Annotated in this window: 21 protein-coding genes; 9 read left to right on the top strand and 12 right to left on the bottom strand. The window is 72.6% G+C overall.

All coding sequences use genetic code 11. The features are described from left to right. Positions 1-20: 20 nt before the first annotated feature. Together ADK66_RS09055 and ADK66_RS09050 are read left to right on the top strand one after the other, a co-directional pair. Positions 21-1,004, top strand: a complete 984-nt coding sequence (locus ADK66_RS09055) for an aldo/keto reductase (protein ID WP_053653465.1) — start codon at positions 21-23, stop codon at positions 1,002-1,004. Between the two features lie 94 nt (positions 1,005-1,098). Continuing rightward, a complete protein-coding gene (locus ADK66_RS09050; RefSeq protein WP_053653464.1) occupies positions 1,099-1,290 on the top strand; it encodes a hypothetical protein in 192 nt (63 codons plus the stop codon). A gap of 152 nt (positions 1,291-1,442) precedes the next feature. On the opposite strand, the gene ADK66_RS09045 is transcribed toward ADK66_RS09050, so the two are convergent. The 7 genes from ADK66_RS09045 to ADK66_RS09015 all read right to left on the bottom strand — a co-directional run bounded on the left by ADK66_RS09045 (position 1,443) and on the right by ADK66_RS09015 (position 5,798). Then, positions 1,443-1,646: a cold-shock protein gene (locus ADK66_RS09045; protein WP_011905669.1), complete on the bottom strand. Its 204-nt coding sequence runs from the start codon at positions 1,644-1,646 to the stop codon at positions 1,443-1,445. A 288-nt stretch (positions 1,647-1,934) separates the two neighbouring features. Continuing rightward, positions 1,935-2,207, bottom strand: coding sequence for a DUF4235 domain-containing protein (locus tag ADK66_RS09040; protein ID WP_053653463.1), 273 nt, complete (start codon positions 2,205-2,207; stop codon positions 1,935-1,937). After that, complete coding sequence (locus ADK66_RS09035) at positions 2,204-2,578, bottom strand: DUF3618 domain-containing protein (RefSeq protein ID WP_053653462.1); 375 nt, start codon at positions 2,576-2,578, stop codon at positions 2,204-2,206. Before ADK66_RS09035 ends, ADK66_RS09040 begins: the two co-directional genes overlap by 4 nt. Continuing rightward, positions 2,575-3,030 (bottom strand): phage holin family protein, encoded by a 456-nt coding sequence (locus ADK66_RS09030; RefSeq protein WP_053653461.1) that lies wholly within the window; start codon positions 3,028-3,030, stop codon positions 2,575-2,577. Before ADK66_RS09030 ends, ADK66_RS09035 begins: the two co-directional genes overlap by 4 nt. Before the next feature lie 250 nt (positions 3,031-3,280). Beyond that, the gene (locus ADK66_RS09025; protein WP_053653460.1) at positions 3,281-4,468 is read right to left on the bottom strand and encodes a mechanosensitive ion channel family protein; all 1,188 of its coding nucleotides are present in this window, start codon (positions 4,466-4,468) and stop codon (positions 3,281-3,283) included. Between the two features lie 82 nt (positions 4,469-4,550). Further along, the gene (locus ADK66_RS09020; protein ID WP_053653459.1) at positions 4,551-5,372 is read right to left on the bottom strand and encodes a DUF1206 domain-containing protein; all 822 of its coding nucleotides are present in this window, start codon (positions 5,370-5,372) and stop codon (positions 4,551-4,553) included. A gap of 60 nt (positions 5,373-5,432) precedes the next feature. Then, positions 5,433-5,798, bottom strand: a complete 366-nt coding sequence (locus tag ADK66_RS09015) for a hypothetical protein (RefSeq protein WP_053653491.1) — start codon at positions 5,796-5,798, stop codon at positions 5,433-5,435. A gap of 95 nt (positions 5,799-5,893) precedes the next feature. Between ADK66_RS09015 and ADK66_RS09010 the strand changes: the two genes are divergently transcribed. Together ADK66_RS09010 and ADK66_RS09005 are read left to right on the top strand one after the other, a co-directional pair. Beyond that, entirely contained in the window at positions 5,894-7,123 is a 1,230-nt protein-coding gene (locus ADK66_RS09010; RefSeq protein WP_053653458.1) for a cysteine desulfurase-like protein, read from the top strand. Next, complete coding sequence (locus tag ADK66_RS09005) at positions 7,120-7,407, top strand: GNAT family N-acetyltransferase (protein ID WP_053653457.1); 288 nt, start codon at positions 7,120-7,122, stop codon at positions 7,405-7,407. Before ADK66_RS09010 ends, ADK66_RS09005 begins: the two co-directional genes overlap by 4 nt. 49 nt (positions 7,408-7,456) lie before the next feature. Here the strand turns inward: ADK66_RS09005 and ADK66_RS09000 are convergent, their stop codons facing one another. Then, entirely contained in the window at positions 7,457-8,950 is a 1,494-nt protein-coding gene (locus ADK66_RS09000) for a glycoside hydrolase family 3 protein (RefSeq protein WP_053653456.1), read from the bottom strand. A 216-nt stretch (positions 8,951-9,166) separates the two neighbouring features. Between ADK66_RS09000 and ADK66_RS32560 the strand changes: the two genes are divergently transcribed. The 5 genes from ADK66_RS32560 to ADK66_RS08980 all read left to right on the top strand — a co-directional run bounded on the left by ADK66_RS32560 (position 9,167) and on the right by ADK66_RS08980 (position 13,760). Further along, positions 9,167-9,292 (top strand): hypothetical protein, encoded by a 126-nt coding sequence (locus tag ADK66_RS32560; protein WP_255353024.1) that lies wholly within the window; start codon positions 9,167-9,169, stop codon positions 9,290-9,292. 86 nt (positions 9,293-9,378) lie between these two features. Then, positions 9,379-10,329, top strand: coding sequence for a TIGR03557 family F420-dependent LLM class oxidoreductase (locus ADK66_RS08995; protein ID WP_053653455.1), 951 nt, complete (start codon positions 9,379-9,381; stop codon positions 10,327-10,329). 73 nt (positions 10,330-10,402) lie between these two features. Then, complete coding sequence (locus ADK66_RS08990; protein ID WP_053653490.1) at positions 10,403-12,034, top strand: RecQ family ATP-dependent DNA helicase; 1,632 nt, start codon at positions 10,403-10,405, stop codon at positions 12,032-12,034. A 54-nt stretch (positions 12,035-12,088) separates the two neighbouring features. Continuing rightward, entirely contained in the window at positions 12,089-12,592 is a 504-nt protein-coding gene (locus ADK66_RS08985) for a hypothetical protein (protein ID WP_053653454.1), read from the top strand. A gap of 97 nt (positions 12,593-12,689) precedes the next feature. Continuing rightward, positions 12,690-13,760, top strand: coding sequence for a helix-turn-helix domain-containing protein (locus ADK66_RS08980; protein ID WP_053653453.1), 1,071 nt, complete (start codon positions 12,690-12,692; stop codon positions 13,758-13,760). Positions 13,761-13,924: 164 nt separating this feature from the next. Here the strand turns inward: ADK66_RS08980 and ADK66_RS08975 are convergent, their stop codons facing one another. From ADK66_RS08975 to ADK66_RS08960, 4 genes are read right to left on the bottom strand one after another with little or no spacing between them, the layout of a single operon-like run. Next, a complete protein-coding gene (locus ADK66_RS08975; RefSeq protein ID WP_053653452.1) occupies positions 13,925-14,908 on the bottom strand; it encodes a DNA topoisomerase IB in 984 nt (327 codons plus the stop codon). Continuing rightward, the gene (locus ADK66_RS08970; protein WP_053653451.1) at positions 14,892-15,845 is read right to left on the bottom strand and encodes a glycosyltransferase family 9 protein; all 954 of its coding nucleotides are present in this window, start codon (positions 15,843-15,845) and stop codon (positions 14,892-14,894) included. The genes ADK66_RS08975 and ADK66_RS08970 overlap by 17 nt, the downstream gene beginning before the upstream one ends. Then, on the bottom strand, positions 15,842-16,543 hold the full coding sequence (locus ADK66_RS08965; RefSeq protein WP_053653450.1) for an SDR family oxidoreductase: 702 nt from the start codon (positions 16,541-16,543) through the stop codon (positions 15,842-15,844). Before ADK66_RS08965 ends, ADK66_RS08970 begins: the two co-directional genes overlap by 4 nt. Continuing rightward, positions 16,540-18,048, bottom strand: a complete 1,509-nt coding sequence (locus tag ADK66_RS08960; RefSeq protein ID WP_053653449.1) for a PfkB family carbohydrate kinase — start codon at positions 18,046-18,048, stop codon at positions 16,540-16,542. The genes ADK66_RS08965 and ADK66_RS08960 overlap by 4 nt, the downstream gene beginning before the upstream one ends. Positions 18,049-18,055 lie beyond the last annotated feature (7 nt).

Here is an 18,055-nt window from a genome sequence, read left to right as displayed (position 1 = left end):
CCGATCACTAGGCTCAGGGCATGGAACAGCGCAGCTTCAACCGGCTCGGCCGGACCGTCGGAGTGGTCGGCCTGGGTGCCTGGCAACTCGGTGCCGACTGGGGCACCGTCAGCGAGGCCGACGCCATGGCGGTGCTGACGGCCGCCGTCGACGCCGGGGTCACCTTCCTGGACACCGCCGACGTGTACGGCGACGGCCGCAGCGAGCAGCTCATCGGCCGCTTCCTGCGCTCCCGTCCCGACGCCGGTCTGACCGTTGCCACCAAGATGGGCCGGCGGGTCGAGCAGCGCCCGGAGGCGTACACCCTTGCCAACTTCCGGCAGTGGACGGACCGGTCCCGGGCCAACCTCGGCATGGACACCCTGGACCTGGTCCAGCTGCACTGCCCGCCCACCGCCGTCTTCGCCGACGATGCGGTCTTCGACGCCCTGGACACCCTCGTCGCCGAGAAGGCCATCGCCGGGTACGGCGTCAGCGTGGAGACCTGCGACCAGGCGCTCACGGCCATCGCCCGGCCCGGTGTGGCGAGCGTCCAGATCATCCTCAACGCGGTCCGGCACAAGCCACTGGAGCAGGTGCTTCCGGCGGCGGCGCAGGCCGGGGTCGGCATCATCGCCCGGGTGCCACTGGCCAGCGGCCTGCTCTCCGGGCGGTACGACGAGAACACCGAGTTCCCGGCCGACGACCACCGCAACTTCAACAGGCACGGCGCGGCGTTCGACGTCGGCGAGACGTTCTCCGGGGTCGACTATGAGCAGGGCCTGGCCGCGGTACGTCGGCTCGCGCCACTGGTCGACTCCGACCGCACGATGGCGCAGTTCGCGCTGCGCTGGGTGCTCGACCAGGCCGGCGTCACAGTCGTCATCCCCGGCGCCCGCGACGCCGAGCAGGCCCGGCGCAACGCTGCCGCCGCCGACCTGCCGCCCCTCACGGCCGCACAACTGACCGGGGTACGCGAGGTCTACGACGAACTGATCCGCCCGCAGGTGCACGACCGGTGGTGACCCGCGCACCGGGGATGCTCGCGCCGTCCGGCTCGAACGGCCAGGCTGGGGCGTCCCGACCACGTACGGCCGGATCCGGTGTGGAGGGAGCACGATGAGGGGCTGGTTGACGCTCACCCTCGGCCTGCTCGCGCTTGTGGTCGGTGCCCTGTGGACGGTGCAGGGCCTCGGGTACGTCAGCGGCAGCGTGATGACCGACGAGCCGCTCTGGGCCGTACTCGGCCCGATCGTGGCCGTGCTCGGGCTGGCGACGCTCTGGTGGGGTCTGCGCTCCCGGCGCCGCTGATTCCGCGCCGCCGTCCACAGTGTCGAGCGTCGCGGCCATCGGTCGACCCGGTCGCCTCTGGAGTGGAAGCCCCGCATCCCGGGCGGGATGCGGGGCTTCACAAGACCCCTGGTCGGATCGTCTTACTGGCCGGTGGGGGCCGGCCAGCTCTGTCAGAGCGGACGGACCTGCTCGGCCTGCGGGCCCTTCTGACCCTGAGCGATCTCGAACTCCACCCGCTGGTTCTCCTCCAGCGTGCGGTACCCGCTGGTCTGGATGGCCGAGAAGTGGACGAACACGTCAGCACCCCCGCCGTCGACGGTGATGAAGCCGAAGCCCTTGTCAGCGTTGAACCACTTCACGGTTCCCTGCGCCATGTGTATCTCCTTCTAAAACTGGCGGCCGTGCACGCCGTGCGGCCGATTGGCCGTTTTCGAGCAGCGGCGTCTGAGGCGGCCCCACGAAGGAGACTTCTCTCAACCCACGCCATCTCGCAACAGCGTGGAACAGCAAATCACGTACGCAAAAAGTCTGCACGACCTGTCCGACGAATTTCTCCGACATGTGACCTGACGGATGCCTGACATCGCTGGGCGGTCCGCCAAGGTATGCGAAAGGCCCCCTTCCCGCTGTTGCGGAAAGGGGGCTTTCGAGTCATGCGCCGATCAGTCCGGCCAGTGGCCGGTCATCCGGCGGACGCCCACCGCCCCGCCCCGGTCCACTGCGGCCCGGACGACAGCGAAGATGGCCCCCTGCAACGCGGCGGCGGCCAGGATCTCGCCCCAGCGGCGGTCCTCGTCGGTCGCGTTGGGCGCCTCACCGTCGCCCGCCGTGACCTTCCAGACCTGTCGGAAGATCGCGCCGGCCACCGTTCCCGCCGCGATTCCCAGTAGCACGCCGACCGGCCGGTACGCGGTCCTGCCGATGCTCTTGCTCACCTACGCCTCCCCCGCACGATCATCAGCACCACCACGGTGACCACCGCGCCGGCGGCGATCGCCGCCCACGGCGCCGGGTTGCGTCGAACCAACTCGCCCTTCTCGTGCGCCTGTGCGCGCACCAACTCACCCTTGTCGTGCGCCTGCGCGCGGGCCACCTCGGCGCCGCGCGCGGCCTGCCCGCGGACCCGGGCCACGGTCTGCGCCGCCTGCTCCCGCATGCGCGCCCGAGCCTGGTCGGCGGACTCCTTCAGGCGGGCCTTGACGTCCGCCTTGGCGGCCAGCGCCTCCACCGTCTCGCCCAGCTCGACCCGGGTGCGGCGGATCTCCTCACGGAGCGCCTCCGTGTCACCTGTCCCGTTGCCCGTCATGCCCGTCCCCTGTCCCGCACCGCGGCTCGTCCGTCCTTCACGGCGGCGGCGACGGTGTCCACGTCAGCCCGGAGGCTGCGGACCGTTGCCGCCGGCATCGGCGGGACCGCACGGCTGACCTGCTTCTTGCCCACCAGGGCAAGGATGCCGGCCACCAGGAAGAGCGCCACCGCCACGATCAGCGCGGCAGCCCAGGCGGGCAGCACCAGGTCGAGCAGCAGGATCGCCGTGACGACCAACGCGCCAAGCCCGTAGAACGCCAGTGCGCCCCCGCCGCCGAACAGGCCGATCCCGATGCCGGCGTGCTTGCCCTTCTGGGTCAACTCCGCCCGGGCCAGCGCCAGTTCGTCCCGTACCAGGCGGGAAACCTGCTCGGTGGCCCGCTGCACCAACTCGGCGGTGGAGGGCTCACTCCCATTGCGGGACGTGCGGGAATTCGTCACGTCAGCCATGCTGTCCTCCTTTCCTCATCACCGCGCTGTATGCCCGGAGTTGCCGCTCGTCAATCCTAGAGCGCACCGGGCGAGTGGCTGTCCGCGTTGTCCGGACGGCGCGCCGCCATTCCGACGGCAGTCGCCCGAGGGCGCAAGAGACACCCGGCAGCACATCCCCAACCCAAGCCCAACCAAACCTCCCAACCCGGCCCGGCCCTCAGCTCCGGGAGGAACCGGGGCGGGACGGGCGGGATCGGGTCGCGGGGCTTCAGGGGCGGGTCTCCTCTGGGCCGACGAAGGCTTCGCTTCGGGCGTCGCCGTCGTCGCTCCCGCCGAAGACGCGCGCGTCGTCGGGCACCTCGGCGTCGCTGGTACGGCGGGTCGGGCGGCGCGGCTGCACCCACTGCCAGGGCAGGTTGCTGTCGGCGTCGCCGAGTTCGGTGCGCATCCGGGGCAGCGCGGTGGGGCGGTTGTCGCGGACCCAGGCCACCATGTGTTCGCGGACCAGGCAGCGCAGGTCCCACAGGCTGCCCGCGTCGGCGGCGCTGACCAGGGCGCGTAGCCGCACCGTTCCGCCGGTGGCGTCGGTGACCTGAAGGACGCAGACCCGGCCGTCCCACAGCTCGGTGCCCTCGACCAGGCGACGCAGCTCCTCCCGCATGATCTGCACCGGCACCGCCCAGTCCACGTCGAACTCGGCGGTGCCGAGCACCGCCGCCTCGGTCCGGGTCCAGTTCTGGAAGGGCTTGCTCGTGAAGTACGAGGTGGGCAGGATCAGCCGCCTGTCGTCCCAGATCTGCACGACGACGTAGCTGAGGGTCAGCTCCTCGATCCGCCCCCACTCCCCCTCGACGACCACCACGTCGTCGAGGCGGACCGCGTCGCTGAAGGCGAGTTGCAGGCCGGCGAAGACGTTGCCGAGCAGGCTCTGCGCGGCAAGCGCGGCGACGACACCGACCACACCTGCGGACGTCAGCACACCGGCGCCGATGCCGCGCACGCTGGGGAAGGTCATCAGCATGACGCCGACGGTCAGGATGACGATCACCGCGATGGTCAGCCGGCGCAGCATCACCACCTGGGTACGCACCCGTCGGGCGTGCCGGTTGTCGGGTACGTCGACCCGGAACCGGGCCAGCGCGGTGTCCTCCACGACCACCAGCAGCGACGCCACGAGCCAGGCCGCGGTGGCGATGGCGCAGAGCACCAGAAAGTGCAGCAGCACCTTGCGCCAGGGGGTGCCGATCGCGTACCCGGTGCTGAACCGGACGCCGAGTTGCACGGCCAGGACGGTCACCGCGACCTGGAACGGGCGGTGCGCGTGGTCGGTCAGCTCGGTCAGCAGCAGCGACCGGCGACCGAACCGCCGGATGAGGCGGTGGGTGATCGCGGCCAGGAAGAGAGCGACCGCCGCCGCGGCGAGCGCGACGACGGCCGTAACGAGATAGCTCTGCACGGGTGTGGTGCTTCCCTTCGACCAGGGGGACGGATCTCGGGCAAAAGCCCAATAGTGCCCGGTTCCCCCGGGATCGACCAGTTCAGACCTTGCGGTACCGGGACTGCAGGAAGCAGAAGAAGCCGAACGCGGCGATGCCGAGTGCGACAAGGGTCAGCAGGAACGTGCCGTAGGACTGCTCGCGCAGCGTGTGCAGCGCAGCGTCCAGTCCGCGGGCCTTCTCCGGGTCGTAGTTGACCGCCGCCACGATGATCAGCAGACCGGAGATCCCGAACGCGACGCCCTTGGCGACGTAGCCGGCCATGCCGAGGCGACGGGCCAACTGGCGGGTCTTCGGGCTCATCTCGCCGGTCTTCAGGCGCTTCTCGAACTTCTTGAGGGCGCCGTAGATCACGAGGCCGACACCGAGCGCGGCGAGCCCCAGCCCGGCGATGCCGACCAGCCAGCGGCCACCGGTGGAGGTCATCAGCTGGCCGGTGAGCGCCTCCTGCTTGTCGGCGCTGTTCGAGTCGGCGTCAGAGAAGACCTTGAACGCGGTCCAGGCGAAGTAGAGGTAGACGATGGTCCGGCCGGCCGAGGCGACCCGCTCCATGACCCGTTCCTTGTCCCGCTCGGCGCGGTGCCCGACCGCAGCCTCCAGCCCCTGCCAGATCGCCATGGCGAGCAGACCGACAGCGATGGCGATGACCAGGAACTTGCCCAGCGGCTGCTCGGAGAGCGTTCGCAGCGCACCGGACTGGTCGCCGTCCTCGGACGGCGAGCCGAACGCGATCTGCAACGCCAGCCAGGCGAAGAGCAGGTGCACGATGCCGTAGCCGATGAAGCCGGCCCGGGCGAGGAGTTCCAGCCACCTGCTGTCCGCCGTGCGGGAGGCGGTGGCTTCGGCGTTACGAGTAAGTGACATGGCGCCACAATCTCCGATTCCGAAGATTCTCAAACGTCGGCCACCGCCGCCCGCCCCAGGTCAGTTGCCCGGGTTACGCGAAACGCGAATCTTGACCTGCTGGTCGGTGACGCTGTCCAGGGTGACCGCGAAGCCACCTGCCTCGGTGGCCTGCTGGCCGGTGGTGAGGGTGAGCTGCTCGCCGGCGACCTCGATGGTCACCTGGTCTCCTTCGGCGCCGATCAGTTTGGCCTCGACGCCGAGGATCGTGGCGCTCGCCTCGACACCCCGCTCGAAGGTGACGGTGCAGGCGTCGAGCCCGCAGTCGGTGGAGGCGCCCTGGGAACTGCAGCCGGCCAGCACGGCGAGGCCGAGCGCCAGACCGGCGAACAGGCCGGCGGCGCGGCGGATGGGCGGAATCGGTTTGGTGGCGGCTCTGTTCGTCACGCCGCCAAGCGTACGAGACCGCCGCGAGGCCACCACCTCCGTCGATCAACACGGTGGCCGACCGGCGACGCGAGGGCACCGGCTAGGGTCCCGGCATGGCCTTCGACATCGCCCGCACCCGGGCCGCATATCCCGCCCTGGCCGAGGGCTTCGTCCACTTCGATGGCGCCGGAGGCACCCAGACAGCGGCCGGCGTGATCGACGCGGTCACCGACGCCATGCGTACGGCTCTCGGCAACCGCAGCGCGGCGTTCGTACCGGGCCGCCGTTCCCTGGACATGGTGGCGGCTGCCCGCTCGGCGGTGGCCGACCTGCTCGGCGCCGACCCGGCAGGGGTGGTGCTCGGCCCGAGCGCCACCGCGCTGACGTACACCCTGGCCCGGACGCTCGGCGCGGGCTGGCGGCCGGGTGACGAGGTGGTGGTCTCCCGGCTCGACCACGACGCGAACGTGCGCCCGTGGGTGCAGGCCGCCGAGGCGGCCGGTGCGACGGTGCGCTGGGCCGAGTTCGACAGGACCACCGGTGAGCTGCCCGTCGGCCAGTACGCCGATCTCGTGGGTGAGCGGACGCGGGTGGTGGCGGTGACCGGGGGCAGCAACGCCATCGGCACCGTGCCGGACGTGCCGGCGATCGCCAAGGTGGCGCACGCGGTCGGCGCGCTTGTCTACGTCGACGGGGTGCACGCGGTGCCGCACGGGCCGACCGACCTGGCGTCGCTCGGCGCCGACGTGCTTGTCACCAGCGCCTACAAGTGGTCCGGGCCGCACCTGGCGGCGATGGTGGCGGCCGACCCGGCCCGGCTGGCGGCGCTGCGTCCGGCGAAGCTGATCCCGTCGCCCGACGCGGTGCCGGACCGCTTCGAGTACGGCACTCCGAGCTTCGCGCTGCTGGCCGGTGTGGCCGCAGCGGTGGATCACCTGGCCGGGCTGGACCCGGACGCGGTCGGTGACCGACGGGCGCGGCTGCGTGCCGGGCTGACCGCCGCGCAGGCACACGAGGCTGCGTTGCTGGACCGCCTGCTGGCCGGGCTCGCCGAACGGCCGGCCATCACCGTGTACGGCTCACCGGCCCGGCGCTGCCCGACGATCTCCTTCCGGGTCGCCGGGATGTCGCCGCTGGCCACCCAGGAGGCGCTGGGAGCGGCCGGGTTCTGCCTCTCGTCGGGTGACTACTACGCCTACGAGTACTTCCAGACGATGGGGCTGCGTGACAGCGGTGGCGCGGTGCGGGCCAGCATCTACCACTACAACACCGCCGACGAGGTGGACCGGCTGCTCACCGAACTGGACGCGCTGGCCGCCGGCGGGGAGAGAATGGCCAGGTGAGCACCCTCGTCGAGGACAACCCCGCCAAGAACCGTTTCGAGATCCTGGTCGACGACGCGCTGGCCGGTTTCACAGCGTACGTACCGCGCGGGGAGGTGCTGGTCTTCACGCACACCCAGGTGGACCGGGCCTTCCAGGGCAAGGGCGTCGGTGGCGCGCTGATCCGGGGCACCCTGGACCAGGTCCGCGCCCGGGGCGGCCGGTTGGTGCCGCAGTGCCCGTTCGTGGCCGCGTTCATCGACAAGCACCCCGAGTACGCCGACCTGGTCGCCGAAGCGCCGTGACCCCCGGGCCGTCAGCCGTGAGCTGACGGCCGGGGGCGCGTGGATGGGGTCAGCGGAGGCGGCCGGTCAGTGTCTCTGCGGCGGCCTGCCCGCTGGCCTGGGTGCCGCTGTGGGTGGCCAGGTGCACCGCCCCGGTGACCAGCTCGGGTACGCCCAGCTCGACAACGATCCCGTCCGGCCGGGCGGCGAGCGCCCGGTGCACGGCGGCGCGCATCCACTCGTGCCGGTGCAGGTCGCGGACCACGAGGACCAGCGGGCGGTCGCCGGCCGTGACGCCCGGGTCGGCAGGTACGTCGGGCTCGCCGTAGCGGACCGTCGTCGTGCCGGGCAGCAGGTCGCCGAGCGGCTCGCCGATGCCCCACGGTGTCTCCGCGCCGATGGCGATGTTGCGAGGTGCCTCGAACTCGACAACGTACGCCGCGCGGGTCAGCGGCAGTGTTTCCCGGCCGGCCGGCGCGGTGGTGAGGCGTACGGCTCGGCGGGCGGCGACCAGCCCGACGTCGCTGCCGCCGCGCGGTGCGCCGGGGCGGGCGTTGCGGGCGGCGACGGTCCAGGCCGCGAGCTGCCCGACCCGTTTGGCGGCTTCGGCGAGGCGCTCCTCGGGCAGTTCGCCGGAGACGACCGCTGCCACGATGGCGTCGCGCAACTCGCGGGCGGCCTGCTCGTCGGCCCGTTCACCGCCGATGCAGATCGCGTCGGCCCCGGCGGCGAGTGCCCGGACCGCGGCCCCGGCGAAGCCATAGCGGTCGGCGACGGCGCGCATCTCCACCGCGTCGGTCACCACCACGCCGGAGAAGCCCAGCTCGTCGCGGAGCAGGCCGCCCAGGATGCGGTGGCTCAGCGTGGCCGGAAGCTCCTCGTCGAGTGCGGGCACCAGCAGGTGGCCGGTCATCACCGCCTGTACTCCGGCGGCGATGGCGGCCCGGAAGGGTGCCAGCTCGCAGGCGTCCAGCCGTTCCCGGTCGGCGGTGATGCGGGGCAGGTCGTGGTGGGAGTCGACACGGGTGTCGCCGTGCCCGGGGAAGTGCTTGGCGCACCCGGCGACGCCACCGGCCTGGAGGCCGCGAACCCAGGCGGCGGTGTGCCGGGCCACCAACCGCGGGTCGGCCCCGAACGAGCGGACGCCGATCACCGGATTTTCCGGGTTGGAGTTGACGTCGGCGTCCGGGGCGTAGTCGAGGGTGATGCCGGCTGCCGCCAGTTCGATGCCGAGGTCCCGGGCGACCGCCTCGGTCAACTCCGGGTCGTCCACAGCGCCGAGGGCGAAGTTGCCAGGCCGGGAGCTGCCCCGCGCCGACTCGATCCGGGTGACGTCGCCGGCCTCCTCGTCGATCGCCACGATGACGTCCGGCCGCTCGGCGCGCAGCGTCGCGGTCAGGGCCGCCACCTGGGCGGTGTCCACGACGTTGCGGGCGAACAGCACCACCGAGCCGAGCCCCTCGCCGAGCCAACGGCACACCCACGGTGGCGGGGTGGTGCCGACGAACCCTGGTTGCAGGACGGCTGCGGCGAGTTCCGACAGGTGCCCGGTCGGCGCGGTCACGCCGCCCCCTCGTGGCGGTCGGCGTCGGTCGCCGGTGCCGGCGCGGTTGCGTCGACCCGCTGGTTGCGCTCGCTCATGCGGCCCCGTACCCCATCTCTTCGCGCGCCGTCGGCGCACCGCCACGGGCAGGCGGTGCTGCCATGGTCACACCGAGCGATGGAATAGTCAATAAACCTTACAGTTGCCCCGCGGCAGGTCCCCGGGGAGAGTGCGGGGATGGAACCCGCTCTCCTGGCCGATGCGACGAGCCCTGCCGACATCCCCGGCGTACGCCTGCTCGGCCTGGTGGTCGGCGCCCTGCTGCTGCTCGCCGCGATCCGGGCGATGTTCGGTAAGCGCTGAGCGGCCCGCCGACCACCGCCGGTGTGACCGACCGCGACCGGGGTACGGCTTTCCCATCAGCAGGCTCGCGTGCCGGAGGGGAAGCCATGAAGATCGGTTACTTTTTGTCCAGTGAGGACTACACGCCTGTCGAGTTGCTGGCGCAGGCGCGCGGCGCCGAGGAGGCCGGCTTCGAGGCGTTGTGGATCTCCGACCACTACCACCCGTGGGTGGACGCCCAGGGTCAGAGCCCGTTCGTCTGGTCGATGATCGGCGCGCTCAGCCAGGTCTGCTCGCTGCCCGTCACCACGGCGGTGACCTGCCCGACGGTGCGGATCCACCCGGCCGTGATCGCCCAGGCGGCGGCGACCAGCGCGGTGCTGCACGGCGGGCGGTTCGTGCTCGGCGTCGGCACCGGCGAGGCGCTCAACGAGCACATCTTCGGCGACGCCTGGCCGCAGGCCGACGTCCGGCTGGAGATGTTGGAGGAGTCCGTCGAGGTACTGCGCAAGCTGTGGGAGGGCGGCTTCGTCAACCACCGCGGCAAGCACTACACCGTCGAGCACGCCCGCATCTACACGCTGCCCGACACTCCCCCGCCGATCTACATCTCCGGGTTCGGCCCGAAGGCCATCGACCTGGCCGCCCGCATCGGCGACGGCTACGTGAGCACCATGCCCGACGGCGACATGGTCCGGCGCTTCCGCGAGAACGGCGGCGGCGACAAGCCGTGCCAGGGCGGCTTCAAGGCGGCGTACGCGGCCAGCGAGGAGGAGGGCCTGCGCATCGCGTACGAGCGGTGGCCCAACGCGGGGGTGCCCGGTGAGCTGTCCCAGGTGCTGCCGTCGCCCCGCCACTTCGAGCAGGCCTCGGAGCTTGTCACTCCGGAGATGGTCAAGGACGCGTTCGTCTGCGGCAACAAGGCCGAGGCGCACCTGGAGATGATCGACCAGTACGCCAAGGCCGGCTTCGACGAGGTGTACGTGGCAAACACCGGCCCGCACTTCCAGGGGCTGTTCGACCTGTACCAGCGCGAGGTCCTGCCCCGCCTGCGCTGAGTCCCGCACCAGCAAGCCCATGATCGTCGAACAGGGTTTCGGCGGTCATGGGCTCGGGTACCTCCGGCCCTCGATGAAACTGTCCACGCACTCGATGACGTTGCGCCGCGCGGCGCGGAGCCTCTTCGGCTGGACCGCGCTACGGCCCAACCAGTTGGCCGCCATGCGCGCGGTCATGAAGCGACGTGACGCTCTGGTGGTGCTGCCCACCGGCGCCGGCAAGTCGGCCATCTACCAGATCCCGGCGAGCCTGATCCCCGGGCCGACAGTGGTGATCTCCCCGCTGCTGGCGCTGCAACAGGACCAGATCGCGGCCCTCAACGAGCGCCAGCGTCCCGAACTGCGGGCGGTGCGGATCAGCTCGAACGAGTCGGCCACCCAGCAGGCCGAGGCGATCACCGAGATCCGCGAGGGCCGGGCGGAGTTCCTGTTCATCACCCCGGAACAGCTGAGCAACCCGGACCGGATGGCCGAGGTCGCCGCCCTCAAGCCGGCGCTGGTGGCGATCGACGAGGCACACTGCATCTCGGCGTGGGGGCACGACTTCCGCCCCGACTACCTGGCCCTCGGTCACCTCATCGAGGGCATCGGCCGTCCGCCGGTTGTCGCGTTGACCGCCACCGCCTCCCCGCCGGTACGCGACGACATCATCGCCCGACTGCGGCTGCGCGAGCCGGAGGTCGTGGTGTCCGGGTTGGACCGGCCCAACCTGTTCCTGGAGGTGGCGCACTGCCCCACCGAGGACTACCGGTGGCGGCGGTTGATCGCGCTGCTCCAGGACGACGAGCGGCCCGGGATCATCTACGTGCCGACGCGCCGCTCGGCCGAGGAGCTGGCCACCCGGTTGACCGACGCCGGCTTCCCGGCGCAGTTCTACCACGGTGGAATGGCGTCCGGCGCCCGCAACGAGCTGCACGAGGCGTTCCTCGCCGACGAGGTGCCGATCATGGTGGCCACCTCGGCGTTCGGCATGGGCATCGACAAGCCGAACATCGCCTGGGTGGTGCACATGGCGCTGCCCGACTCACCGGACAGCTACTTCCAGGAGATCGGCCGTGCCGGGCGTGACGGGCAGCCGGCCCGGGTGCTGCTGCTCTGGCAGGCCGAGGACGTCGGTCTGCAACGGTTCTTCAGCGGCGGCCTGCCGGACGAGAACGAGCTGCGGGACCTGGCCGCGCTGCTGCGCCGCAAGCCGGCCACCAAGACCGAACTGCGCGAGGTCACCGGCCTCGGGCCGCGCAAGCTAGGCCAGTACGTCTCCCTGTTGGAGCAGGTCGGCGCCGCCGAGCCGCGCGCCCGCCAGCGCATCGGCGCACCCCGCTACGCCCCCACTCCGGTGGACGCGGCGGCGGCGGCGCTTGCCGAAGCGGAGCGCCAGCAGACCGTCACCCGGTCCCGTACCGACATGATGCGGGCCTTCGCCGAGACCACCGCCTGCCGGGGACAGACACTGCTCGCCTACTTCGGCGAGCAGATGACCAAGGTCTGTGCGCACTGCGACAACTGCCACAACGGCACCAGCACGGCCGACCAGGGCGCGGTGGGGCCCTTCCCTGTGCACAGTCAGGTGCGTCACCCGGAGTGGGGGAACGGCATGGTGCTCTCGTACGAGGACGACAAGATGACGGTTCTCTTCGACGAGGTCGGGTACAAGACGCTGTCGGTGCGCGTGGTGTCCGAGCAGGGTCTGCTGACGCTGGACTAGCCTGACCCGGCCAACCGATTGACCAGAGCAGAGCAGGGCGGAAGGGGCGTTGCCGTGATCGAGCAGCCGGCGTACACCGGTTTCGGTTTCTCCGACGGGGAGTGGGGGCTGCTTGTCGGCCTGCCCCAGTCGGTGCTGACCGCGGCGAGCGCCGCCGAGTCCGACGGCACCCGCCGGACCATGGCGGAGAACGCGGCAGGGCTGGAGACCATCGCCGCCGGCCGGGAGTCGGCCAGCCCGCTGGTCGCCGCCGTGGCCGGCGAGATCGTGACCCGGGTCGGCGACCCGGAGAGCGGCGAGGAACTGCCGGTCATCGCGCCCGCCGACCCGCGCGCGATGATCGACGACGTGCTGGCGCGCGCAGGCGAGGCGTCCACGCTGCTGGCCGCCCGGGTCGACGAGGGTGAGGCCGGTGCGTACAAGCACTGGCTGGTCAAGATCGCCGAGCAGGTGGTGGGCGCCGCGTCCAGCGGCGGGCTGCTCGGCCTCGGCGGCGAGGCGGTGAGCGACTCGGAGCGGCGCTTCCGCGACCGGCTCGCGCACGTGCTCAACGACTGACCGACGACGCATCCGACGACGTGCCGGCCGCGCCGACCGGCACGTCGTCGGGCACCGCCTCTGGATCCGCTTCGCGCCGGGCGAGATGATGCCGGGTATGAGGGAGGGCCAGATGCTGCACCGGGACACCGTCGACACCACAGTCCTGCCGCCGGGCGAGCGGTTCGGGATGTGGCTGGACCTGGTCGCGCGCACATCGGCGCCGCTGCGGATCCAGTCCGCGCACAGCGCCGACTTCGCCGCCCGCGCCGCCTTCATCGACCTCGGCCCGATCCAACTGATCGACTACGAGTACCCGTCGCTGGACGCCACCCGCACCCGCCGGCTGATCCGGCGCTCCGACCCGGAGATGCACATCCTCGCCCTCACCACCGAGGGCGTCGGCACCTCCAGCCAGGACGGTCGCCACAGCGAGATCCGGACCGGTGAGTTCACCTTCTACGACGCGTCCCGCCCGCACGACGTCTGCCACCACGCGACCGAACCGGAACGGGACCGGGCCAGCTCGACCATCATGCTGATCCCGCACGCCGCGCTGCCGCTGTCGCCGCAGCGGATGGCCACCCTGTACGGCGGCCGGATGTCCGGCAGCGAGGGCATCGGGGCGCTGCTGGCGCAGTTCCTGCTCCAGATCACCGGGCGTCCCGAGCAGTACCACGCCGCCGACGCCAACCGGCTCGGCGCTGTGGGCCTGGACCTTGCCACCACAATGCTCGGGCGGCACCTGGTCGCCGAGGACGCGGTGCCCACCGAGGTCCGCCGACGCGCTCTCGTCACCCAGGTGCAGGCGTACGTCCACAGGCACCTCGGCAGCCCGGCGCTCACCCCGCAGGTCGTCGCTGACGCCCACCACATCTCGCTGCGCTCACTGCACAGGCTCTTCGAAGGTGAGGAATCCACGGTCGCGTCGTACATCAGGGACCTGCGGCTGGCGCGGTGCCGGCGTGACCTCGCCGACCCGACGCTGCGCACCCAGCCCGTGCAGGCCATCGCCGCACGCTGGGGGTTCTCCGACAAGGCCCACTTCAGCCGGGTGTTCCGGGCCGCCCACGGGCTCAGCCCGCAGGCGTACCGCGAGGCCCACTCCGATCCGGCGCGGATCGTCAATCGGCAGGCATCCACTGACAACGTACCCCTGGCAGACTGGCAATCACGGCAGCCGACCTGACGCCCACACCGCCCAGCGGAGGGCCTACGGTCGACCGCCAACGGGGGCCGCGGCGAGGCGCCCGCCGCCAATCGGCGGCGGGCGGCCGCCCGGTGTGGCCCCCGGCGGCACGAACCGGCGCTCCGGCCCTGTCGCCTTCTCCCCAGGATCGCCGGCAGGGCCGGTCAAACCTTCTCCAGCAACTCCAACACGACCCGTTCGGCCTCCTCACGCGGCGCCCCCGGGTCAAGTGACGCCACCACCCCGTCGTGGTAGAGGTCGACCACCCGGGGGTCCACGTAGGAGGTCCGTGCCACGGTGGCGGTGTTGCCGAGCAGTTCGGCGACCTCGCGCATCACCGCCACGACGGCCCTGCGCCGGGCGGTCACCGAACGCGCCGGGCCGACGGTCGCCAGCTCGGTGGCGGCCAGCACCGTGGCGTGCCAGGTGCGGAAGTCCTTGGCCGTCATCTCCCCGCCGCTGGCGTCACGCAGGTAGCCGTTCACCTCGTCACTGCGCACGTCGCGCCACTCCCTGCCGTCCCAGTAACCGAACAGCCGGTCCGCCTTGCGCCGGCGGCGGCGCAGGTTGGTGAGCACCTGGCACAGCTCCGGGTCCTCGATACGGCGTACCTGCTCGATGCCGCCCTTGGCGGGAAACTCGAAGACCACGCAGCCGCCCCGGGACCGGGCGTGCTCGGGCCGCAGGGTGGACACACCGAACGTCGGCTCGTCGCCGGCCGCGTACTGGTCGCTGCCGACCCGGAACATCCCCATGTCGAGCAGCCGGGCCACTGTGGCCAACACCCGATCGCGTCCGAGCCCTCGACCGTCCAGGTCGCGCCCCACCCGCTCGCGCAGCACCGGCAACCTGCGGGCCACCTCCAGCATGTGGTCGAACTTCGCCTCGTCCTGCTTCTCCCGCCACTGCGGGTGGTACACGTACTGCTTGCGGCCGGCCGCGTCGACGCCCGTCGCCTGGATGTGCCCGTTCGGGTACGGCGAGATCCAGACGTCCTGCCAGGCCGGTGGGATGACCAGCTCGCGCAGCCGGGCCAGGACGTCGGCGTCCTTGACCGGAGCGCCGGTCGGATCGACGAAGAGCCAGCCCTTGCCACGCCGCCGACGGCCGTACCCCGGCCGACCCGGATCGCTACGCCGCAACCGCACCGGAGACCCGCACCACCCGTTCCACCTCAGCCACCGCTGCCAGCACCTCGTCGAGGTGCACGGCCGCCAACGTCGGGTGGCTTCCTACCCCGTCCCACCTGGGCCAATCCCGGTCGCCGGCCCAGAGGACACGGTGCCGGGGCCGGTCCGGCGGCGGACCCCACCGGGCCGGCGGCACCGGCCCGAACAGCACCACCGACGGTGTGCCGTAGCCGGTGGCCAGATGCGCCACGCCGGTGTCCCCGCTGACCACCAGCCGGGCATCGGCGACAAGCCCGGCCAGCGCGCCGAGGTCGGTACGGCCGGCAAGCACCGCGTCGGGTGCCAGGCCTGCCCCGTCGGCCACCCGGGCTGCCAACGCCCCCTCGTCGGCCGACCCGGTGAGCAGCACCCGGTGCCCCCGGTCGGTGAGCGCCCGCGCCAACGCGGCGAACCGCTCGGCGGGCCACCGCTTCGCGGGGACGTTGCTGCCGGGATGCAGCACCGTGGCCCCGGCGGGCAGCCCGGTCGGCGCGGGCCGGCGCAGCGCGAGGTCAGTGCGGTCGGCAGGTATCCCGTACCAGGACAGCAGCCGGCACCACCGGTCCACCTCGTGCTCGTCGTCGACCCAGCGCGGGCCGTCGGCGAACCCGGCGTCGGCGTTGGCGAAGGCCAGCAGCCGCGCGGGACCGGCGGCGGCCAGCAGCCGGTGCGACTGCGGGCCGCGTCCGTGCAGGTTGACAGCGACCCCGGGAGCCGGGCCCGGCCGGGCCGGCCCGTCCAGCCCGGACGTGTCCACAAGCCTGTCGACGCCGCCGACCAGGTCGACGAGCGGTGCCAGCGCGGCGGGCGCGGCGAGCACCACCTCCCGGCCGGGGTACGCCGCCCGCAGCGCGCGCAGCGCGGGCACCGCCGTGACCAGGTCGCCGACGCCGAGGGCGCGCAGCACGAGGATCACGGGTACGACGTCTCCTGCTCGGCGCAGACCACCAGCTCGCGGACCGCGCAGCCGGGCGGCTGGTTGAGCGCGAACATGATCGCCGCCGCCGTGTCCACGGGGTCGTTGAGGTTGGCATCCGGTCCCGGTTTGTACTGCGGGTCGCGCTCGTCGAAGAACGCGGTCCGCATCCCCCCGGGAATGAGCAGGGTGACCCCGACCTGACCGGCCAGCTCGGCGGCGAGAGCACGGGTGAAGCCGACCACGCCGAACTTCGCCGCGCAGTACGCGGTGGCGTCGCTGACAGCCTTGACACCCAGGGTGGACGCGACGGTGACGATGCGGCCCCCGGAGGTCTGCAGGAACGGCAGGGCGGCCCGGATCACGGCGGCGGTGGCCAGCAGGTCCACGGCGACGATCCGGTCCCAGGTCTCCCCCGGCACGTCGGCGAGGCGACCCGGCACGTCCATGCCGGCTGCGGTGACCACCGCGTCGAGGCCGCCGGCCTGCTCGGCGAGGTGCCGGGTGGCCTCCTCGGCGGCCCGGGTGTCGGCCAGGTCGCACTCCGTCCAGGACACCCCGTCGGCCGGCGGCCGCCGGTCCAGCACCAGCGGACGGCCACCGGACGCGGCCACAGCGGCGACCACCGCCGCGCCGAGACCGCTGGACCCGCCGGTGACCAGGACGGTGCGGCCAGCCCCAGGGCTCGTGGCGGTCATCGGGTCCCCTCCCGCGTCATCGACACCGACACCGCGGCCGGCTGCCCGAATGCGGGCGCGGCCTCGGTGGTCTGCCCCGTGGAGCGGGCGATCATGTCGGTGGTGGACCGACCGTCCAGGTAGGGCACCACCACCGTGTTGCCACCCCAGCGGCGCAGGACCTCCGCCTCGGGCAGCGCTGTGGAGTCCCCGCCGCCGGTGGCGTAGTCCCCGCCCTTGACCCAGACGTCGGGTCGCACCCAGGACAGCACCGCGGCCGGGGTCGGCTCGTCGAAGATCAGGACGGCGTCCACGCAGCCCAGTGCGGCCAGCAGCCGCGCTCGGTCACCCTCGGCCATCACCGGCCGGTCCGGGCCCTTGAGCCCGGACACACTGGCGTCGGAGTTCACGCACACGATCAAGCAGTCGCCCAACTGCCGGGCGGCCTGGAGGGTGGCCACATGCCCGGCGTGCAGCAGGTCGAAGCACCCTCCGGTGGCCACCACCGTGCCGCCGGCGGCCCGCACCTCGGCGAGCAGCGCCGCGACCGCCGCGACGCCCACCCGGTCACCGCCGCCGGGCAGGCTCGTCGCCGATCTCGGTGCCCGCGATGCCGTCTCGCCGGCCGGTCGCACCGGCGGCAGGGCGGCCGCCACTCCCCCGCCGGCCACGTACGCGGACGCCTCGGCAACAGCCGCCTGCACCGCCTCGGAGACCAGCGCACCCTCGGCCAGGGCCAGGCTGGCGGCGGCGGCGAACCGGTCGCCGGCCCCGCACGTGTCCCCCTCGGCGCTGCCCGGCGTGGGCACCACAAGCGGCGTCGAGCCGGCGTGGCAGAGCAGCGCGCCGTCGCCGCCCAGGGTCACCGCCACCGCGCCGGCCCGCCAGCGCCGCCGCAGGCCCTGGGCACCCCGGGACGCGGTGGCCAGGCGCGACGCTCCGGGCAGCGCGGGGACCAGGTCGCGTACCTCCGCCTCGTTCGGGGTGGCCAGATGCACACCGGGTACGGCGGCCGGGCCGCGCGGGTGCGGGTCCCACACCACCGGCGCACGGGTGGCCGCCAGCGCGGCCCGCAGCGCGGGTTGCCGTGCCACACCTCGGCCGTAGTCGCTGACCAGCACCGCCGAAGCCGCAGCGATCACCCGCAGCACCTCGTCGGAGGGCTGGCCCGGCTCACCGGAGGCGCCGCCACGGTCGTGGCGCAGCAGCACCCGGCCCCGCGCCCGCAGACGGATCTTCTCCGGTGTCGCGCCGCGCAGCGCCAGCGGATACACCCGTACCCCGGCGGCGGCGAGCAGCGCGCTGAGCCGCGCGCCGCCGGCGTCGTCGGCGAGCGCTGTCACCAGCACCACGTCGGCGCCCTGCGCGGCGGCGAACACCGCCGCCAGGCCGGCGCCGCCCGGCCTATCTACAGCCGAGGTCTCGTCCAGCACCGGCACCGGGGAGTCCGGGCAGAGGCGGTTCACCACCCCTTCCACGTCCCGGTCGAGCAGGGTGTCCCCGACCACCACCACGGGTCCCCTCACGCTTTCC

The sequence above is a fragment of the Micromonospora sp. NRRL B-16802 genome (genome assembly GCF_001279555.1).
Taxonomy (GTDB): Bacteria; Actinomycetota; Actinomycetes; order Mycobacteriales; family Micromonosporaceae; genus Micromonospora; species Micromonospora profundi.
Note: the sequence above shows the minus strand (reverse complement) of the source record. Positions and strands in the feature narration are given on the sequence as shown.